21 protein-coding genes and 1 pseudogene are annotated in these 18,693 nt (G+C 62.2%); 9 read left to right on the top strand and 13 right to left on the bottom strand.

What is annotated here, in order from left to right; genetic code table 11:
* Positions 1–77: 77 nt before the first annotated feature.
* Positions 78–485 (bottom strand): hypothetical protein, encoded by a 408-nt coding sequence (locus FJ943_RS09320; RefSeq protein WP_015318330.1) that lies wholly within the window; start codon positions 483–485, stop codon positions 78–80.
* A gap of 145 nt (positions 486–630) precedes the next feature.
* Between FJ943_RS09320 and FJ943_RS09315 the strand changes: the two genes are divergently transcribed.
* Entirely contained in the window at positions 631–1,059 is a 429-nt protein-coding gene (locus FJ943_RS09315) for a MarR family transcriptional regulator (RefSeq protein WP_015318329.1), read from the top strand.
* 33 nt (positions 1,060–1,092) lie between these two features.
* On the opposite strand, the pseudogene FJ943_RS29920 reads toward FJ943_RS09315, so the two are convergent.
* A pseudogene (locus FJ943_RS29920) lies at positions 1,093–1,233 on the bottom strand (polysaccharide deacetylase family protein); the annotation flags it as partial.
* Positions 1,234–1,337: 104 nt separating this feature from the next.
* Entirely contained in the window at positions 1,338–3,410 is a 2,073-nt protein-coding gene (locus tag FJ943_RS09305) for an EAL domain-containing protein (RefSeq protein WP_140720881.1), read from the bottom strand.
* 305 nt (positions 3,411–3,715) lie between these two features.
* Between FJ943_RS09305 and FJ943_RS09300 the strand changes: the two genes are divergently transcribed.
* Positions 3,716–4,903 carry a glycine C-acetyltransferase gene (locus FJ943_RS09300; protein WP_140617110.1) on the top strand — a complete coding sequence of 396 codons (1,188 nt, stop codon included), beginning with the start codon at positions 3,716–3,718 and terminating at the stop codon, positions 4,901–4,903.
* Between the two features lie 52 nt (positions 4,904–4,955).
* Entirely contained in the window at positions 4,956–5,990 is a 1,035-nt protein-coding gene (gene tdh / locus FJ943_RS09295; protein ID WP_015318326.1) for an L-threonine 3-dehydrogenase, read from the top strand.
* Positions 5,991–6,139: 149 nt separating this feature from the next.
* Here the strand turns inward: tdh and FJ943_RS09290 are convergent, their stop codons facing one another.
* Positions 6,140–6,577: a MarR family transcriptional regulator gene (locus FJ943_RS09290; RefSeq protein WP_181174522.1), complete on the bottom strand. Its 438-nt coding sequence runs from the start codon at positions 6,575–6,577 to the stop codon at positions 6,140–6,142.
* Positions 6,578–6,664: 87 nt separating this feature from the next.
* On the opposite strand from FJ943_RS09290, the gene hmgA reads away from it, so the two are divergent.
* The 4 genes from hmgA to FJ943_RS09270 are packed head-to-tail and all read left to right on the top strand — an operon-like array spanning position 6,665 to position 10,445.
* Positions 6,665–7,978, top strand: coding sequence for a homogentisate 1,2-dioxygenase (gene hmgA, locus FJ943_RS09285; RefSeq protein WP_140720876.1), 1,314 nt, complete (start codon positions 6,665–6,667; stop codon positions 7,976–7,978).
* An 11-nt stretch (positions 7,979–7,989) separates the two neighbouring features.
* Positions 7,990–8,877: an MBL fold metallo-hydrolase gene (locus tag FJ943_RS09280; RefSeq protein WP_181174532.1), complete on the top strand. Its 888-nt coding sequence runs from the start codon at positions 7,990–7,992 to the stop codon at positions 8,875–8,877.
* Positions 8,874–9,887: a fumarylacetoacetate hydrolase family protein gene (locus FJ943_RS09275; RefSeq protein ID WP_140717681.1), complete on the top strand. Its 1,014-nt coding sequence runs from the start codon at positions 8,874–8,876 to the stop codon at positions 9,885–9,887. Before FJ943_RS09280 ends, FJ943_RS09275 begins: the two co-directional genes overlap by 4 nt.
* A gap of 21 nt (positions 9,888–9,908) precedes the next feature.
* Positions 9,909–10,445 (top strand): DinB family protein, encoded by a 537-nt coding sequence (locus FJ943_RS09270; RefSeq protein WP_140662076.1) that lies wholly within the window; start codon positions 9,909–9,911, stop codon positions 10,443–10,445.
* A 4-nt stretch (positions 10,446–10,449) separates the two neighbouring features.
* Here FJ943_RS09270 and FJ943_RS09265 read toward each other — a convergent pair whose 3' ends face one another.
* The 3 genes from FJ943_RS09265 to hppD form a co-directional block, all read right to left on the bottom strand.
* Complete coding sequence (locus FJ943_RS09265; protein WP_015318320.1) at positions 10,450–10,827, bottom strand: type II toxin-antitoxin system VapC family toxin; 378 nt, start codon at positions 10,825–10,827, stop codon at positions 10,450–10,452.
* Positions 10,824–11,048: a type II toxin-antitoxin system prevent-host-death family antitoxin gene (locus FJ943_RS09260; protein WP_140661902.1), complete on the bottom strand. Its 225-nt coding sequence runs from the start codon at positions 11,046–11,048 to the stop codon at positions 10,824–10,826. Before FJ943_RS09260 ends, FJ943_RS09265 begins: the two co-directional genes overlap by 4 nt.
* Before the next feature lie 66 nt (positions 11,049–11,114).
* Positions 11,115–12,227, bottom strand: coding sequence for a 4-hydroxyphenylpyruvate dioxygenase (gene hppD, locus FJ943_RS09255; RefSeq protein ID WP_140720870.1), 1,113 nt, complete (start codon positions 12,225–12,227; stop codon positions 11,115–11,117).
* A 136-nt stretch (positions 12,228–12,363) separates the two neighbouring features.
* Here hppD and FJ943_RS09250 point away from each other — a divergent pair, with 136 nt between their 5' ends.
* A complete protein-coding gene (locus tag FJ943_RS09250) occupies positions 12,364–12,831 on the top strand; it encodes an Lrp/AsnC family transcriptional regulator (RefSeq protein WP_140721020.1) in 468 nt (155 codons plus the stop codon).
* Here the strand turns inward: FJ943_RS09250 and FJ943_RS09245 are convergent.
* From FJ943_RS09245 to aztA, 4 genes are all read right to left on the bottom strand, one after another.
* Positions 12,828–13,166 (bottom strand): TIGR01244 family sulfur transferase, encoded by a 339-nt coding sequence (locus FJ943_RS09245; protein WP_140720867.1) that lies wholly within the window; start codon positions 13,164–13,166, stop codon positions 12,828–12,830. The genes FJ943_RS09250 and FJ943_RS09245 overlap by 4 nt on opposite strands.
* Positions 13,167–13,315: 149 nt before the next feature.
* On the bottom strand, positions 13,316–14,257 hold the full coding sequence (aztC, locus tag FJ943_RS09240) for a zinc ABC transporter substrate-binding protein AztC (protein ID WP_140720864.1): 942 nt from the start codon (positions 14,255–14,257) through the stop codon (positions 13,316–13,318).
* Between the two features lie 31 nt (positions 14,258–14,288).
* On the bottom strand, positions 14,289–15,164 hold the full coding sequence (gene aztB, locus FJ943_RS09235) for a zinc ABC transporter permease AztB (protein WP_015318314.1): 876 nt from the start codon (positions 15,162–15,164) through the stop codon (positions 14,289–14,291).
* Positions 15,164–15,976, bottom strand: a complete 813-nt coding sequence (aztA, locus tag FJ943_RS09230) for a zinc ABC transporter ATP-binding protein AztA (RefSeq protein ID WP_015318313.1) — start codon at positions 15,974–15,976, stop codon at positions 15,164–15,166. Before aztA ends, aztB begins: the two co-directional genes overlap by 1 nt.
* Before the next feature lie 220 nt (positions 15,977–16,196).
* Here aztA and FJ943_RS09225 point away from each other — a divergent pair, with 220 nt between their 5' ends.
* Positions 16,197–16,541, top strand: coding sequence for a RidA family protein (locus FJ943_RS09225; RefSeq protein ID WP_023773346.1), 345 nt, complete (start codon positions 16,197–16,199; stop codon positions 16,539–16,541).
* 41 nt (positions 16,542–16,582) lie between these two features.
* Here FJ943_RS09225 and hutC read toward each other — a convergent pair whose 3' ends face one another.
* Both hutC and FJ943_RS09215 read right to left on the bottom strand, forming a co-directional pair.
* Positions 16,583–17,323 (bottom strand): histidine utilization repressor, encoded by a 741-nt coding sequence (gene hutC / locus FJ943_RS09220; RefSeq protein ID WP_085986622.1) that lies wholly within the window; start codon positions 17,321–17,323, stop codon positions 16,583–16,585.
* Positions 17,324–17,334: 11 nt separating this feature from the next.
* A complete protein-coding gene (locus FJ943_RS09215; RefSeq protein ID WP_140661906.1) occupies positions 17,335–18,690 on the bottom strand; it encodes a formimidoylglutamate deiminase in 1,356 nt (451 codons plus the stop codon).
* Between the last annotated feature and the right edge of the window lie 3 nt (positions 18,691–18,693).

Here is an 18,693-nt window from a genome sequence, read left to right as displayed (position 1 = left end):
ACCTTTGCAAGGAGAGCCACCTGCCGCTCTGGTCCGTTGCGCGCCGCGCATGATCGGCTTTCACCGGCCGTGCGATTCTAAAACATCTTGGCGGTCGCCATGCAGAGCACGGTGATGACCAGCAGCCCGCCGGCTATGCGTTCGCCCCTGGTCATTTTCGCGCGCAGCGCCGTTTGGGTCGCGGCATCGGCGCCGGCAAGCTGCCTGCTGGCGGAGCCCACAAGCGCGCCTTGCACGCCGGCGGCGATCAGCGCCGTCAAAATGCCGAGCGCCAGTATCTTTTCCATCGAGCCAAAAGCACCCTCATGAAAGAAATACCAGAGCAGCAAACCGGTCAGGAAAGCCAAACCGGCCGCGCCCATTTGCGGCCGGAAGAACCGCTCTGCCCGGATGTCCGGATCGCGGCCAACCGCGATGGTCGTGCCGGCCCAGAAGACGCCGGCCATGACGTGCAGGCCGATGACGGCGATATAAACATATTGCATGACCGCATTCCTCTCATTCGCCCACCGCCTACGCGCCGCAACCATGCTGCGATGCCATCAATAAGGCAAAATTAGATATCTAACGGTTAGATGTCAACCATGAAGCCAAGTTTCACATTCCCACTGCTTGCTCTACTGTCAGATCATGACACCATTTGACCGCCCGCCGGTCGGCATGAATCTCGGCCGAACCGCCAAGCTTGTCGCCCAGGCCTTCGACGCTGCCTTGGTTGAAGCAGGCGGCACATTGCCGGTCTGGCTCACGCTGCTGTCTGTCAAGTCGAGCGAGCTTGCCAATCAGCGCGAACTCGCCGGCATGATAGGCATCCAGGGCGCGACGCTGACCCATCATCTCAACGCGATGGAAGCGCAGGGCCTGCTGACGCGGCGGCGCGATCCCGTTAACCGCCGGGTTCACCTGGTCGAATTGACGGAGACGGGAGAAGCGCTGTTCGAGACGTTGCGGCAAGCGGCACTCGTCTTCGACAAGCGGCTTCGCAAAGGACTGTCCGACGAGCGTCTGGCGGAATTTGCGCAGGTGCTTGCGGCGTTGCGGAAAAACGTAGAGAGCTAGGAATGCCGGCCTGTTGGACGCACTGGCCTCGGCATGCATACCGACCATGAACAGCGTTGCCGGAACCTGCGCGGCCTCCAAGACGTCGAGGATGTTGCTTGTACCGTTCAGCGGACCGTCGTCGAAGGTGAGATAGATGGTGCGATCCGCGCCATGGGCAGGCAACGCCGACATCAACATGGCTGCCAGGGCAAGCCGAAAGAATGTCATGGGGCCGCTATCCCCTCGCGATCAGGACAGGCCGCCATTTCCGCGGCTGCTTGTCAAGGCTGGCCGGGTTACGCCAGGCTTCCCTGCAATACCGTCAGCCTGGCTTTCTTCGGCATGCGGGCGGTCAGCCATTCCAGCGCCTTGTCATGCGGCATCGGGAAGGCGATGGAATAGCCCTGCACCTGGTCGCAGCCGATCGCCATCAGCGAATCGAGCTCGGCCTCGGTTTCGGCACCCTCGGCAACGATGGAGATGCCCAGCCCCCGCGCAAGTTCAGTGATGGCGCGCACGATCTTGGAGTTGTCGCCATTCTCATGGATGTTTTGCACGAAGCGACGGTCGATCTTGAGCCTGTCGATCTCGTTGGGATTGACGTGGCTGAGCGAAGCGTAGCCGGTGCCGAAATCATCGAGCTCCAGATGCACGCCGGCCGCCCTGATATGACGCAGCTTCGCCGCGATGCCGGTCTTCTCGTCGTCCAGAATGACGGATTCGACGATTTCCAGCGACAGTTTCTGCGGCGGCAGTCCGGCTTTCTCCAGCGTATCGAACAAAAACGCATCGAAATCATGCTCGCGCAACTCGGTACCCGAGACATTGACTGCAAGCCGGCCGAAAGCAATCCCGGTCCGGTTCCATTCGGCGGCCTCGTTGATCGCCTTGCTGATCACGATACGGCCGATCTCCGGCATGAAGCCGCATTTCTCGGCGACCGGGATGAATTCGCCCGGCGAGATCATGCCGCGCTCGGGATGATTCCAGCGCACGAGCGCTTCGATGCCGCTGATGGTGCCGTCGGTCAGCGAGACCTGCGGCTGGAAATAGACCTGGAACGCCTTTTCGGAAATGGCGACCTTGATGTCGTGTTCGAGCTGCTTGCGGTAGTCGAGTTCGCGGCGCAGTTCCTCGGAGAAGAACGAGAAGTTGCCGCCACCCATTTTCTTGGCGGAGTAGAGCGCCAGATCGGCATGGACGAGCAGGTCCTGCGCATTGTCGGCATCGATCGGATAGACCGCGATGCCGCCGCTGGCGCCCGGGAGAATGGTGGTGCCCTGGAACACGATCGGCTCGTTGATGTGCACCAGGATGCGCCGTGCCAGCATGTTGATGTCCTCGGTGCTGCCGGCTCCGTTGAGGATCATCACGAATTCGTCGCCGCCGAGCCGCGCGCACAGATCCGACGCGCGGCAGGAATCGCGCATGCGCTGTGCCGTCACGACCAGGACATAATCGCCGGCGGCGTGACCCAGCGTATCGTTGATCTGCTTGAAGCGGTCGAGGTCGAGCTGGACTACGGCCAGGCGCTCGCGCCGGCGATGCGCGCCCTTGATCAGCGTCTCGAAATGGTCGGTGAGGAAGGTGCGGTTGTGCAGGCCGGTCAGGCCGTCATGCACCGCGATGAAGGCCATCGAATTGCGCGCGTCGACCAACTCACGCGTCTTGCGCAGGATCGCGTTGGACATCGGCCTGAAGATGAACAGCGCCACCAGCAGGATGACGCCGAGTGTGGCGTAGAACAGCGTGCGGTGGAGGGAGAGCAGCTTTTCGGAGCGCTCGTCGGCATCGGCGCTGATGCGCTGGCCGAGCGCGGCATAGCCCGACAGCGTGGCATTGGCGACCGAGGCATCGAGATTGACGCGGTCGGCGCCGCCCTTGTAGCCGCCATTGTCGCCAAGATTGAGCTGCGATTCCAGTGCAGAGACCAGCCGGTCGCCATTGGCGATCAGGCCAACCGAGAAATAGTCGAGATGGAAGGGCTTGGCGAAAAGCACGCTCTGGATCGACTTCGCATCGAGCTTGGCCGGCGATTGCGGATCCGCGCCCGTCTGCTTGAGCAGCAGATCGTAGTTCGTCTCGAACTCCGCCGTGGCCTGCTTCAGCGCGCTGACCAGCGCCGGCTGCTTGTCGCGCGAGGCGGCGCCCGTTGCGTTGGCCAGAAAGACGATGCGCTGCGACAGCGTCTTCTGCGTGCCGACGATGTCGAGCAAGGTGTTGTTGTGCTGCTGCGTGGCCATCGTCTGCTGCAGCAGGACGAAGGAGGCCGCGACCATGGCGGCAATGATCAGCAGCGCCAGCCAGTAGCCAGCCTTGATCAGCAGTATGAGCTTGCCTGAAACGGTTTGCACCGGCTGCTGAGACATGTTCGGGGGCGGTCCTCTCGCCAACGGATTTATGCGAGCACCATTGAACTGCAAACGTTAACAGGACTGGAAATCGACGGCCGGCCGGCGCGGACGAGAGGCGGAAAGATCACGAAATGGTTATCGGGTTCTTTCGCGGCCGGCCTGCATTTGAGCATTCGTCGGCCCATGCGTTTCCGGGTGGTCACCTGGGCAATGTCGGAACGTCCCAGCTGATGCTGCCCGGCCACCTGATCCGTCGCTTTTGCGATGGATTTTTTGTGCGGGCGGGACGACAGTCTGCCGACGTCAAACGGGGCCCGATCATGACCGCAGCATTTCTCTCCCATATCGACAGCGAGCTTGCCGGGTTGAAATCCGCCGGGCTCTACAAGTCCGAGCGGGTGATTTCCTCGATGCAGTCGGCTGAGATCGAGGTCGGCGGCGAGAAAGTGCTGAACTTCTGCGCCAACAACTATCTCGGCCTTGCCGACAGCGCGGAACTGCGCGCGGCGGCCACGCAGGCGCTCGACCGCTACGGCTACGGCATGGCCTCGGTACGCTTCATCTGCGGGACGCAGGAAGAACACAAGCAGCTCGAGACGACGATTTCGTCGTTCCTCGGCTTGGAGGACACCATCCTCTACGGCTCCTGCTTCGACGCCAATGGCGGCCTGTTCGAGACGCTGCTTGGCGAGGAAGACGCAATCATTTCCGACGCGCTCAATCACGCCTCGATCATCGACGGCGTCCGGCTGTCAAAGGCCAAACGCTTTCGCTACGCCAACAACGACATGGCCGATCTCGAGGCACGCCTGAAGGAAGCCAAGGATTGCCGCTTCCGGCTGATCGCCACCGACGGCGTGTTTTCCATGGACGGCATCATCGCCAATCTCTCAGGCGTCTGCGACCTGGCCGAAAAATACGACGCCATGGTCATGGTGGATGACAGCCATGCGGTCGGCTTTGTCGGCGGAAACGGGCGCGGTTCGCCCGAGCATTGCGGTGTCGAGGGCAGGGTTGACATCATCACGGGCACGCTCGGCAAGGCGCTCGGAGGCGCTTCGGGCGGCTACACCTCGGGCAAGAAGCAGGTGGTCGACTGGCTGCGCCAGCGCTCGCGGCCTTATCTCTTCTCCAACACGCTGATGCCGGCGATCGCCGGCGCCTCGATCAAGGTGTTCGAGCTGATCCGCAATGGCGACGGATTGCGCGAGCGCCTATATGCCAATGCGGCGCGGTTCAGGTCCCAGATGGGCAAGCTTGGCTTCACGCTGGCCGGGGCCGACCATCCGATTATCCCGGTGATGCTGGGCGATGCCACATTGGCGCAGGAGATGGCGGCGCGCATGCTGAAGCGTGGTATCTACGTCATTGGATTCTCATTCCCTGTGGTGCCGAAGGGCCAGGCCCGCATCCGCACCCAGATGTCGGCGGCGCACTCCAGCGCCGACATCGACCGGGCCGTGGAAGCGTTCGGAGCGGTCGGCAGGGAATTGGGCGTGATTTCCTGAAGGGCCGGTAGCGAAAAGCGATTCCGGATCAAGAGATTCAAGGGACAAGAGAATGTCGAACATGATGAAGGCACTGGTGAAGGCCAAGGCCGAACCGGGCATCTGGATGGAAGAGGTTCCGGTGCCGGAGATCGGCCCGAACGATGTGCTGATCAAGATCAAGAAGACCGCGATCTGCGGCACCGATGTCCACATCTACAACTGGGACCAGTGGGCGCAAAAGACGGTTCCTGTGCCGATGGTGACCGGCCACGAATTCGTCGGCACGGTAGCCGACTTTGGTGCCGCGGTCACCGAATACAAGGTCGGCCAGCGGGTGTCGGGCGAGGGACACATCGTCTGCGGTCATTGCCGCAACTGCCGCGCGGGCAGGGGACATCTATGCCGTAACACGCTCGGCGTCGGCGTCAACCGTCCGGGCGCCTTCGGCGAGTACCTGGCCATTCCCCAGCACAATGTGGTGCCGATCCCCGACGATGTGCCGGACGAGATTGCCGCGATCTTCGATCCCCTGGGCAATGCGGTCCACACGGCGTTGTCCTTCGATCTGGTCGGCGAGGATGTGCTGGTCACCGGCGCCGGACCGATCGGCATCATGGGCGCGCTGGTGGCGCAGTGCGTCGGCGCACGCAAGGTTGTCATCACCGACATCAACCCGGTGCGCCTGGCGCTGGCGAAGAAACTCGGCGTCCAGCATGTCGTCGACGCTTCGCAGGAGAAGCTGCGCGACGTCATGCCAGCACTCGGCATGACTGAAGGTTTCGATGTCGGGTTGGAGATGTCGGGCGCCGCACCTGCCTTCCGCGACATGATCGACACCATGAACAATGGCGGCAAGATCGCCATCCTCGGCATCGCCCCGACTGGTTTCGAGATCGACTGGAACAAGGTCATCTTCAAGATGCTGCACTTGAAGGGCATCTACGGCCGCGAGATGTTCGAGACCTGGTACAAGATGATCGCCCTGGTGCAGGGCCCGCTCGACGTCTCGGCGCTCATCACGCACCGCATCGGCATCGACGATTTCCAGGCCGGCTTCGATGCGATGCGCAGCGGCAGTTCCGGCAAGGTGGTGATGGACTGGTAACCGCGCGCATAGCGCCATCCGGTCTGCGCGAGGCGCCCCCTCTGTCCTGCCGGACATCTCCCCTCAAGGGGGAGATCAAATAACGGGATAGCTTTGCGCCAGGACGGAGGGGCGCGCTGTCCCGCCAGCCTATCCCCATTCTTTCAGCGCTACTTTTGTTCCAATGCCCTTTCAAGTGCCGCCACCCCACGCACAATCGCCGCACGTTCGTCCACGCCAAGTTTCGCCAGCAGTTCCCGCTCGAAACTCTGCGCTAGCGGCACCATCTCGCGATAGGCTGCAAGCCCGACTTTGGTAAGCGTCAAGTGCTCGACGCGGCGGTCGTTCTCGTCAGGTGTTCGTACCAGCCAGCGCCGCCGTTCTAACTCGGCCACGGCGCGCGAGACCTTGGTCTTGTGCATGGCCGACTGCTCGCCAAGTTCCGTCGCGGTCATCGTGCCGCGCTGTCCCAATCCCGACAACGTGCGCCATTCGGGCCGGGTCAGGCCATGGCGGTCCTTATAGACCTTCGAGAATTCGCGGCTGACCGCATCTGCAAGGCGGTAGAGCCGGTAGGGCAGAAAGCTTTCGAGTTCGAGAATGTCCATTGTCCGCATCCGGGAAAAACGGAAGATTGATAGTTACATTTTCGATGGTTACAAATGAAACCAATTTGGTCAATCCGGGAGGAAGCAATGGCCTTTTCCTATATGCCGGGTTTCGGCAACGACTTCGAAACCGAAACCTTGCCCGGCTCACTGCCGCAGGGACGCAACTCGCCGCAGCGGCCGGCCTACGGCCTCTATGCCGAGCAGCTTTCAGGCTCGCCCTTCACCGCGCCGCGCGGCACCAATGAGCGCTCCTGGCTCTATCGCATCCGGCCGAGCGTCAAGCACACGGGCAGGTTCAAGGCGGCGAGTTATCCCCTGTGGAAGAGCGCCCCCAATGTCGGCGACCACGAGCTGGCGCTTGGCCAGTACCGCTGGAATCCGGTGCCGATGCCGAAAGAGCCGACCGACTTCATCAAGGGTATGCGCACCATCACCACCGCCGGCGACGTGCTTGGCCAGACCGGCATGGCTGCCCATGTCTATGTCGCCAACCGCTCGATGACCGACGATCATTTCTTCAACGCCGACGGCGAGCTGCTGATCGTGCCGCAGGTGGGCAGCTTGCGCTTCATCACCGAGATGGGCGTCATCGAGCTTCGGCCCGGTGAAATCGCCGTGCTGCCGCGCGGCCTCGTCTTCAAGGTCGAACTGGTCGACGCCGAAGTGCGCGGCTATGTCTGCGAGAATTACGGCGCCAAGCTGACGCTGCCTGACCGCGGCCCGATCGGCGCCAATTGCCTGGCCAACCCGCGCGACTTCAAGACGCCTTGCGCCTGGTTCGAGGAGAAGGAGACGCCGTGCCGGCTGATCGTGAAATGGTGCGGCAATTTTCACGTCACCGAGATCGGCCATTCGCCGCTCGACGTCGTTGCCTGGCATGGCAACTACGCGCCCTATAAATATGATCTGGCGACCTTTTCGCCGGTCGGTGCGCTGCTGTTCGATCACCCCGATCCGTCGATCTTCACCGTGCTGACGGCGCCGAGCGGCGAGGAAGGCACCGCCAACATCGATTTCGTCATCTTCCCGCCGCGCTGGCTGGTGGCAGAAAATACGTTCCGGCCGCCCTGGTACCATCGCAACATCATGAGCGAGTTCATGGGCCTGATCCATGGCCAGTACGACGCCAAGGAGGAAGGTTTTGTCCCCGGCGGTATCAGCCTGCACAATCTGATGCTGGCCCATGGCCCGGATGCGCCTGGCTTCGAAAAAGCCTCGCGCGCGGACCTGAAACCGGTCAAGCTCGACAACACCATGGCCTTCATGTTCGAAACCCGCTTTCCGCAGATGCTGACCCGCTACGGCGCCGAACTCGAAACCCGGCAGGACAATTACATCGATTGCTGGGCCGACCTGAAGAAGCGGTTCAATGGCACGCCCGAGGGCGACTGGTCTTGAGCGGCAAGCCAATGCCGGACCGGCTGGTGCTGCTCGGGTCGAAAGGCGGTCCGGCACTGCGGCCGGGCGGGCCGTGGCCGAGCTCGACGCTGCTCGAAATCGGCGGGCGAGCCATCGTCGTCGATTGCGGGCTCGGCGTGACGCGCGGTCTGGTCGATGCCGGTGTCAGCCTGAAGGCACTCGACCTGATCTTCATCACGCATCTGCATTCCGACCATGTGCTGGAACTCGGGCCGCTGATCCACACCGCATGGACGGCTGGCTTGGCGACGCCGGTCACCGTGTTCGGGCCGCCTGGGCTTGGCCACTACTGGCGGCGCTTTTGTCAGGCGATGGAATTCGACATCGAGATCCGCATCGCCGACGAGGGCCGCCCCGATATTCGCGAGTTGGTCTCTATCGACGAATTCGTCCAAGGGCATGTGGTCGAGCAGCGCGGACTGAAGGTGACGGCGCTGCGTGTCGACCATCCGCCGGTGACCGATTGCTTCGCCCTGCGCTTCGAGCATGGCGAAAACAGCGTGGTGTTCTCGGCCGATACTGCCTTCTTTCCGCCGCTGGCCGATTTTGCCGATGGCGCTGCTATCCTCGTCCATGAAGCCATGCTGGAAGAAGGCATCGAGCGGCTGGTTGCCAGAACCGGCAATGGCGCGCGGCTCAGGGAACATCTGCTCGCCAGTCACAGCTTTGCCGAGGAGGCAGGCCGTATCGCCAGCGATGCCGGCGTCAAAAGATTGGTGCTCAATCACCTCATTCCAGCCGACGATGCCGAGATCGGCGAGGTCGACTGGATCGCCGCTGTCAGGAAAACATGGGCCGGCGACTTGACGATCGCTCGCGACGGCCTTGTTGTGGAGTTAAGCGGCGCCAAGGCCGCATCAGGAGAGGGAACCGCATGAAGCTTGCCACGCTGAAGGACGGAACACGCGACGGAAAACTCGTCGTCGTTTCGCGCGACCTGACGCAATACACCGACGCCTCGTTCCTGGCGCGCACGCTGCAGGCCGCACTCGACGACTGGCGCAGGATCTCGCCGCATCTCGCGACCATAGCGGAATCGCTGGAGAACAATGCGATGCCGGCGGCCCGTTTTCACGAGCATGACGCGCATTCACCGCTGCCGCGCGCCTATCAATGGGCCGACGGCTCGGCCTATGTGAACCATGTCGAACTGGTGCGGAAGGCGCGCGGCGTCGAGATGCCGGCAAGCTTCTGGACCGACCCGCTGATCTACCAGGGTGGCTCGGATTCCTTCGTTGCCCCGCGCGATCCGATCCGTCTAGCGGACGAGGCCTTCGGCATCGACATGGAAGCCGAGATAGCCGTCATCGTCGACGATGTGCCGATGGGCGCCAGCCACGATGAGGCGCGCGCCGCGATCCGCCTGATCACGCTGGTCAACGATGTCACGCTGCGCGCGCTGACCGGGCCGGAACTGGCCAAGGGATTCGGCTTCTTCCAGTCGAAACCGTCCTCCGCCTTCTCTCCGGTCGCGGTGACGCCGGATGAGCTGGGCGATGCCTGGGACGGCGGCAAGGTCAATCTGCCGCTGCTTGCCGACATCAACGGCAAGCCGTTCGGCCGCGCCGATGCCGGTGTCGACATGACCTTCGATTTTCCGGCCCTGATTGCTCACGCTGCCCGCACAAGGCCGCTGGTGTCAGGCACCATCATCGGCTCGGGTACGGTGTCCAACAAACTCGACGGCGGCCCGGGCAAGCCGGTCTCTGCGGGCGGAGCCGGTTATTCCTGCATCGCCGAACTGCGCATGATCGAGACCATTGTGTCAGGCGAGCCCAAGACACCTTTCCTGCGCTTCGGCGACACCGTGCGCATCGAGATGAAGGACAGATCAGGGCATTCGATCTTCGGCGCCATCGAGCAGAAGGTCGAGAAATACCAGCGGTAGGCACAATGAGAGGTTTGAGTGATGGACCTGCTGGATCATCTGCGTCGCATGGCGAAGAACAATCTCTGGTCGAACGACCGGCTCTATCGCGCCGTGCTTGCGCTGAAGCCCGGTGAATTCGAGGCCGAGCGCACCAACTTTTTCCCGTCGATCAAGGCAACGCTCAACCATGTCCTCGCGGTCGATCATCTCTATCTCGATTTTCTCGAAGACGGCGGCCTCGGTGCGGCTGCCTACGATGACTTCGTGCCTTTCGATGCCGCGCCGGAGCTTTACCTGGCTCAGCTTGCGGCCGACCGGCGGCTGATCGCCTTCTGCGATGGCCTGTCGAAGGCCGATCTCGATCGCAGCGTCGTCACCGACCGGCGCGAGGACGGCATGATCCCGGAAAAGACCGGCGATATCCTGGCGCACGTCTTCCTGCACGACATCCACCATCGGGGCCAGGTGCATGCCATGCTCGCGGGTACCTCCGTAGCGCCGCCGCAGCTCGACGAGTTCCTGCTCGATTATGACGTTAAGTTGAGAACAGCGGAGGTCGAACGGCTGGGATTATGAAACGTCATGCCAGCGCGACGTCATAGAGAGCAAATTGCTTGTCCGCTGTCAGGATGGTGAGATTTTCGACCTGCGCTTGGGCGATCAGCAGCCGGTCGAACGGATCGCCATGGTGGCGGGGAAGGCGGCCGACAACATGCGCATGCTGAAACGTGATGGTCAGCGGCTGGAATTGCATTCTCGGGAGTAACGCCGGCAGGTCGTCCGGAACGTCGAGTTTGCCGATCGATCGCTTGATCGCGATTTCCCAAACGCTTGCCGCGCTGGCGTAAACGGTCGCGTCCGATGCAAGGACAGCCCGGTGCTCCTCGCTGAGTCGAGGGTCGTCCTTAATAGACCAAAGGATAATTTGCGTATCGGCAAGAAAGGAGCCGGCAGTCATTTGACGTATTCGTCCCATTCGGGACCGAGTTCGTCAAAATCGTCCGCTATCCAAATCTTGCCCTTTAAGGCGCCAATACGGGGCAGGAGATTTTCGCCGAGCGGTGGCACCAGCCGAGCCGCGATCTTGCCGTGACGTGTAAGCACGATCTCTTCGCCAGCTTCCGCACGGCTGATCAGTTCCGACAGTTTTGCCTTGGCTTCTGCAATGGAAACATTCACGGGCTCGACCTCTTATGACCAAAATTTAGGTCATAATTAGTCGAGCCGCAAGCGGAGCCGGAGAAATTACTCTGCCGCCTGAACCTTGATCACACCGCGCTTGATCTGGTCCTGCTCGATCGATTCGAACAGCGCGCGGAAATTGCCTTCGCCAAAGCCTTCGTCGCCCTTGCGCTGGATGAACTCGAAGAAGATCGGCCCGATCACGGTCTTCGAAAAGATCTGCAAAAGAATCTTGGTCATGCCGCCGTCGACCACACCTTCGCCGTCGATCAGGATGCCATGCTTCTTCATCCGCTCGATCGGCTCGTCATGGCCGTTCACGCGGTCATACGACATGTCATAGTAGGTCTCGGGCGGGCCGGGCATGAATTTCAGCCCGTTCTCCGCGAGCTTGTCGGTGGCGGCGTAGATCTCGTCGGTTCCCACCGCGATGTGCTGGATGCCTTCGCCATTGTACTTCTTCAGATATTCGGCGATCTGGCTGGTTTCATCCTTGGACTCGTTGAGCGGAATGCGGATCTTGCCGCAGGGCGAGGTGATCGCCCGGCTGACCAGGCCCGTGATCTTGCCGTCGATGTCGAAGAAATGGATCTGCTTGAAACCGAACAAATTGCGGTAGAAATCCCACCATTTGTCCATCTGGCCGCGATAGACGTTGTGGGTCAGGTGGTCGAGGAAATAGAAGCCGACGCCTTGCGGCTTGGGGTCGCGTTCGCCGAGCCACTCGAATTCGGCGTCGTAGGCCGAGCCCTTCTTGCCATAGCTGTCGATGAAATAGAGCAGCGAGCCGCCGATGCCGACGATAGCAGGCACGTCGAGCGCCTTGTCGTCGCCTTCGTAAGGCGTGGCGCCCTTCGAGACGGCATGCTCGAAAGCGTGCTTGGCATCGACCATCCGCCAGGCCATCGAGGCAGCACAGGGGCCGTGCTTGTCGGCGAATTTCATCGCATGCGAGCCGGGCTCGGCATTGACGACATAGTTGATGTCGCCCTGGCGCCAGACGGTGATGTCCTTGGTGCGATGCCTGGCTACCGCGACATAACCCATGCGGGTGAACAGCTCGGCCAGCTTCTGCGGCTCCGCATGCGCGAATTCGACGAACTCGAAACCGTCGGTGCCGGCGGGGTTGTCTTTGCTGATCGTGGCGGGCGGCGCGTCGTGCGGGAAAGGACCCATGATATCCTCCGGAAGCTGCTCGGCCTGAAAAGACCGTCTGAAACCATAATAGCGCGGAGCCGGCGCACGGTGCTTGCATTCAAACGCTTGAAATGGTGATCTCATGCGCGAATCGTGCATGATGAAGGCCAAAGCCATGGATGACGCGCGCATTGATCAGTTCGACCGCAAGATAATGGCGCTTTTACAAGGCGACGCGCGGCTCACCAACAACGATCTCTCCGAGCGGGTGAACCTCTCTGCCTCGCAATGCTCGCGCCGACGCCAGCGGTTGGAGGAGGACGGCTACATCAAGGGCTATCGAGCGGTGCTCGACCGCGACAAGCTCGGTTTCTCGCTGGTCAACGTCATCTCGGTGACACTGGCCACCCACAATCGCGACAATGCGCGCCGCTTTAGCGAATTGGTGGCACGGCTGCCCGAGGTGCAGGAGGCTCATGCGCTGACTGGCGAGATGGATTACATCCTGAAGGTGGTAACGCCAGACCTCAAATCACTGTCGGAATTCGTCAACGGCGTGCTCCTGCCGCACGAATCCGTGCAGCATGTGAAGACGGCGATCGTGCTGGAGACGCTGAAGGAGACCGGCGCGCTGCCGATTTAACCCTTCGACTGCTGGATCAGCCCGTACAGATTGGTACAGCGGGCTCCGGAGCGGCAATAGGCGAACACCGGGCCGTCGAGCTCATCGAGCGCCTCGGCCTGGTCGTCGACATTCGCTCGCGTGATCTGGCCGCTGATCACCGGAATGTAGCGAAAGGCGAGGCCAGCGGCCTCGACCGCGGCCTTGAGCGTGTCCGCCGAAGGCTGTCCCGGCTGCTCATCATCAGGCCGGTTGCAGATCACGCTCTTGAAGCCGGCTTCCTTGATGGCGGCAACGTCCTCGGGCTGGATCTGGCCCGAGACCGAATAGTCTTCGCTGATCTGGCGGTATTCCATGGCTCGTATCCTCGCGATCTCTTTGACGGCAGTCTTGCCACTCCGGGAGGGGGGCGGCAATCCGCATCGAAGGAATTCTCTGCCAAATAGATATTGCGCGCCAGAAAATCCAACCGGGCCGATACGGCCCGGCTGGCCGCAGATCAAACTCAGCTGCCGAGAATGGCGCCTTTGATCTGGCGGATGTTGTTGTGCATCATGTCGATATAGGTCGAGCCAGGGCCGTCGGGCTGCGACAGCGCGTCCGAGTAAAGCGTGCCGCCGACCTTGATGCCGGTCTCGCTGGCAATCTGCTCGATCAGGCGAGTGTTGGTGATGTTCTCGACGAAGATGGCCGCGGCCTTGTCCTGCTTGACCTGCTCGACCAACTTGGCGACATCGGCGGCCGACGGCTCGGAATCGGTCGAGATACCTTGCGGGGCGAGGAAAGTCAGGCCGTATTCGTGCTCGAAATAGCCGAAGGCGTCATGCGAGGTGATGACGACGCGCTTTGCCTCGGGGATCGACTGGATCGCCGCCTTCACTTCGCCTTCCAGCGCGTCGAGCTTCTTGGTGTAGGCGGCGGCATTGGTCTGGTAGCTGACGCAGCCGTCGCTGTCGGCCGCACAGAAAGCTTCGGCGATGTTCTTCACATAGATCCTGGCATTGGCGATCGACTGGAAGGCGTGCGGGTCGGTGACCGTCTTGCCGCCGCCGGTGCCGGCGCCTTCGGCCGCGTCGGCTTCGGCGAATTCAGGCTTGAAGTCGATCGGCGTCACTCCCTTGGTCAGCGTGACGATCGAGGCCTTGGTGGCGCTGGCATCGACCAGCCGCTGCAGGAAACCTTCGAAATGCAGGCCGTTGACCAGCACGATGTCGGCCTTCGCCATGGCGACCGCGTCGGCAGGGCTTGGCTCATAGACATGGGCGTCGCCATCCGGCCCGACAATCGTGGTGATCGCGACGCGGTCGCCGCCGACGTTTTTGGCAAAGTCGGCAATGACCGTAAAGCTGGCGACCACTTTCAGCGGCGCCGCCAAGGCCGATGATGCGCCAAAGGCGGTTAATGTTATAACGCTCAATGTCAGGGCGGCGTGGATCGTTTTCAGCATAAGCGGGGTTCCTTCTAGGGGGTGAGGCGGATCAGGCCGTTCTGTGACGGTGATGGATGATGCGACCGCGCAGGATGCCGCGCGTGCCAAACAGGATCGAGGCGAAATAAACGACACCGGCCGACAGGATGATGGCCGGGCCGGAGGGCAACGACGCATGATAGGACAAGAGCAATCCGGCAATGCAGGAGGCAAAGCCGATCAGCACCGCCAGCACGCACATCGGCTCGACGCGTGCGGTCCAGAATCGCGCGGCTGCCGCCGGCAGCATCATCAATCCGACGGATAGCAAAGTGCCGAGCGCCTGGAAGCCGCCGACGAGATTGAGCACGACGAGGCCGAGGAAGATGAAATGCACCGGGCTGCCCATGCGGCTGACCGAACGCAGGAACAGCGGGTCGAGGCATTCGGCGACCAGCGCCCGCCAGAAGATGGCCAGGCTGGCCAACGTCACCGCGACGATGCCGGCAATCAGCATCAATGCCTCGTTGTTGAGCGCCAGCACCGTGCCGAACAGCACATGCATGAGATCGACGCTGGAGCCGCGGATCGACACCATCAGCACGCCGATGGCGAGCGAAATCAGATAGAAGGCGGCCATCGAGGCGTCCTCGCGCTGGATGGTGAAGCGCGAGACAGCGCCAGCGCCGAGCGCGACGATGACGCCGGCGATCAGGCCGCCAATGGTCATAGGCAGGATTTCAAGGCCATAGAACAGGAAGCCGGCGGCCGCCCCTGGCAGGATGGCGTGCGCCATGGCGTCACCCGACAGGCTCATGCGCCGCAGCATCAGGAAGACGCCGATGGGGCAGGCGCCGAGCGACAGCATCAGCGAGCCGAACAGCGCCCGCTGCATGAAGCCGAAATCGGCGAAGGGAGCAATGAAGAGACTGTAGAGCGCGTCCATCAGGCGGCCCTCGGTCCGGCGCCATGGTGATGGTCGTGATCATGGCCATGATGATCATGATCATGGCCATGAGCGTGCTCGTCAGGCTCGCACCAGGGGGCGTTCTCTTCCCAGGCTTCGTGGAAGCGGCGCGCGCGCAGCAGGTTCTCAGGCTTCAGCGTCTCCCGGGTATCGCCCCAGGCAACCGGCTGGCGGGCAAGCAGCAGTGTTTCGGGAAAATTCTGGCGCACCAGGTCCAGATCATGGACCACCACCATGATGGTGCGCTCTTCGCCATGCCAGCGCTTGATCAGGGCAATGAGGTCACCGACCGTCTTGGCGTCGACCGCGTTGAAGGGCTCGTCGAGCAGGATCAGGTCGGCATCCTGCAACAGCACGCGGGCAAACAGCGTGCGCTGCAGCTGGCCGCCCGACAGCGTGTCGATCGGCCGCTTCTCGAAGCCGCCGAGGCCGACGGCCATCAATGCTTGGCTGACGGCTTCGCGATCTTCCCTGGTATAGCGGCCGAGCATGCCGCGCTTCGGCCACAGGCCAAGCGAGACCAGATCGACGACGCGGGCGGGAAAGGAGCGATCGAGTTCCGACTGCTGCGGCAGATAAGCTGCCCGCACGCCCGACGCGCGGATGACCTCGCCGGCCATTGGCTTCAGCACGCCGACAATACCCTTCATCAGCGTCGATTTTCCGGAGCCGTTGGCCCCGACCACGGCCGTCAGCGAACCCTTGCGGATCGTGCCATCGAGGTGATGGATCGCGGGATGACTGTTGTAGCCCAGCGTCAGGTCACGGAAGGTTAGGCAGGTCTGGGTCATATCGTTCCGTTGGGAAGTCGAGCCTGGCCGCGATAGTGGCCGTTGGATATGTGATGTTATTACATTAGTCAACAGGCCAATCCGGTGGATTTGCGACCCGGCGGCTCAACTTGCCGTGAGTTTCTTCCGCGCTGGTCCAAGGAGATTTGGCGCCGGCGGCCTTGCCCGAAGCCCACGCCGACTCTAAACAAGCGCAACCCTCAAACGAAGGAACCTCGCAATGAGCATTCGTCGCATCGATGTTGGCCCGCGCATGAGCCAGATCGTCATACACGGCAACACCGTCTATCTGGCCGGCCAGGTCGGCGAGCCCGGCGGCAACGTCGCCGCGCAGACCCGCGACATCCTCGCGACCATCGACGAATTGCTGGCCAAGGCCGGCACCGACAAGACCAAGATCGTCCAGGCGATCATCTGGCTGGCCGACATGGGCACCTTCGCCGAGATGAATTCCGAATGGGACAAATGGGTGCCGCAGGGCCACACACCCGCTCGCGCCACCGGCGAGGCGAAGCTCGCCGGCCCCGAATATCTGGTCGAGATTATTATTACGGCTGCGCTGTAAAGCGGCTGTAGGTGCCGATCTTCCCCAAGCGGGAGATCGGCTTACCCCTGCGACGGCGTGAACCTTGCCACCAGCGTGTGGCTTTCCGCCGGATAGATGAAGCGCACGTGTGTAACCGGGTGCTCCGCGCTCCAGGTGCGGCGCTCCACGACCAGGCAAGGCGCGCCAGGATCGATATCGAGCACGTCGGCGATAGTCTCATCGGCGGCCACGGCGCGTATCCGATGTTCGGCCTCGCTCCACGGCACGCGGCCGATCAGCCATGGACCCGCCGCGATTTCCAGAAACTCTTCGTCCCCGGCTTCCGCGACCGCCGAAAGATTGATCAGACGTTGCTCGAGTGCGAATGGCCGTTCGCCGGCAAAATGAAGGCCTTCGACCGCCAGCACCGAACCCGCGGCGGACAATCCGAGCAACGCCCTGTCCTCCACGTTGCTGCGCCGCCTCAGGCGTTCCAGCCGTTCGTAGCGATAGGGCAGGCCGAGCGCCTCGACCTCGATCCTGATGTCGTGAAGCTCCAGCACCGCTGCCTGCGATTGCGGCTGGCGGACAAAACTGCCCGACCGGCGGCGGCGTTCAATCAGACCTGCCTTGGCCAACTGCGACAGAGCCTTGTTCACCGTCATGCGTGAGCATTTGTATTCGGCGGTCAGCTCATGTTCGAATGGGATACGGTGGCCGGGCGCCCAGGTGCCGGACAGGATCTTTTCGCGGATATCGGACAGGATGCGCTGATGCAGCGAGACGGTCTCGCTGTCGTCTATGTCCGTCCGTTCAGCCATGCTCATCTGCGTTAACCCTCGGAAAGCGCAGTCATCACGCTGCGAAACCGTGCGGCGATAGCCCCGCGCTTGGCGTGTCTGCCAGCGCTGACCTGTTTCTTGCCATGCACCCAGACGCAATCGACCTTGCTGCCATTGGCAAAGATCCAGGCATCGAGGATCGCGTCGCCGGTCTTGCCAGCCAGCGAGGGATTACCGACGTCGAGCGAGACGAGATCGGCGGATGCCCCAGTCGCGATTTGCGAGGCGCCGGCACCAAGGGCGACGCCACCGCCGTCAAGCGCTGCGTCGAACAGGGCGCGGCCTGTTGAGCCGCCGGCTACCGCAAGCACATTGCGGGCGCGGTGCGCGAGGCGCTGCGAATATTCGAGCTGGCGCAATTCGTCGGGCAGGCCGATCAGCACATTGGAATCGGAGCCGATGCCGAAGCGGCCGCCATGCTCCCTGAACAATGGCGCGGCAAAGGTGCCGTCGCCGAGATTGGCCTCCGTGATCGGGCAAAGGCCGGCAATGGCGCCGGTCTTCGCCATGCCGATGGTCTCGGCATCCGTCATATGGGTGGCGTGAATCAGGCACCAACGCTGGTCGACAGCGGCAGCCCCAAGCAGAAATTCGACCGGACGCGCGCCGGACCAGGCAAGGCAGTCCTCGACTTCCCTGACCTGTTCGGCGATGTGGATGTGGATCGGTCCGTTTGGCGCCATGGCGGTGACTTCGATCAGCTCTTCAGGCGTCGCGGCGCGCAGACTGTGCGGCGCGACGCCGACGACAGCTTGATTCAGCGCGCGAACCGATTCACGGCTTTTCTCCACAAGCCGGGCGAACTGATTCACATCGTTGATGAATCGGCGCTGGCCCTCATTCGGAGCTGCGCCGCCGAAAGAGGAGTGGGCGTAAAACACCGGCAGCAGCGTCAGGCCGATACCCGTTTCGCCAGCCGCGGCAGCGATGCGCTCGGCCATCTCGGCTGGGTTGGCATAGGGTTGTCCATCCCGATCATGGTGCAGATAATGAAATTCGCCGACGCGGGAAAAACCGGCCTCCAGCATTTCGACATAGAGCTGCGCCGCCACCGCCTCGACTTGGTCGGGAGTCATCGACAGCGCGAAGCGGTACATCACCTCGCGCCAGCTCCAGAAACTGTCGGCGGAGGGGCCTCGCAACTCGGCAAGGCCGGCCATGCCGCGCTGGAAGGCGTGGCTGTGCAGGTTGGGCATGCCTGGCAGCAGAATGGAATGGCGTTCATCACCGGGCAAGGCGGCGGCTTCAGGCTCCACGGCCGTAATGCGCCCATTGGCAAAAGTGATCCGCACATTGTTGTGCCAGCCGTTAGGAAGAAGCGCCTGTTCCGCAAAGATATCGGTCACTTT

It is taken from the genome of Mesorhizobium sp. B2-3-10 (assembly GCF_006442275.1).
GTDB lineage: Bacteria > Pseudomonadota > Alphaproteobacteria > Rhizobiales > Rhizobiaceae > Mesorhizobium > Mesorhizobium australicum.
Note: the sequence above shows the minus strand (reverse complement) of the source record. Positions and strands in the feature narration are given on the sequence as shown.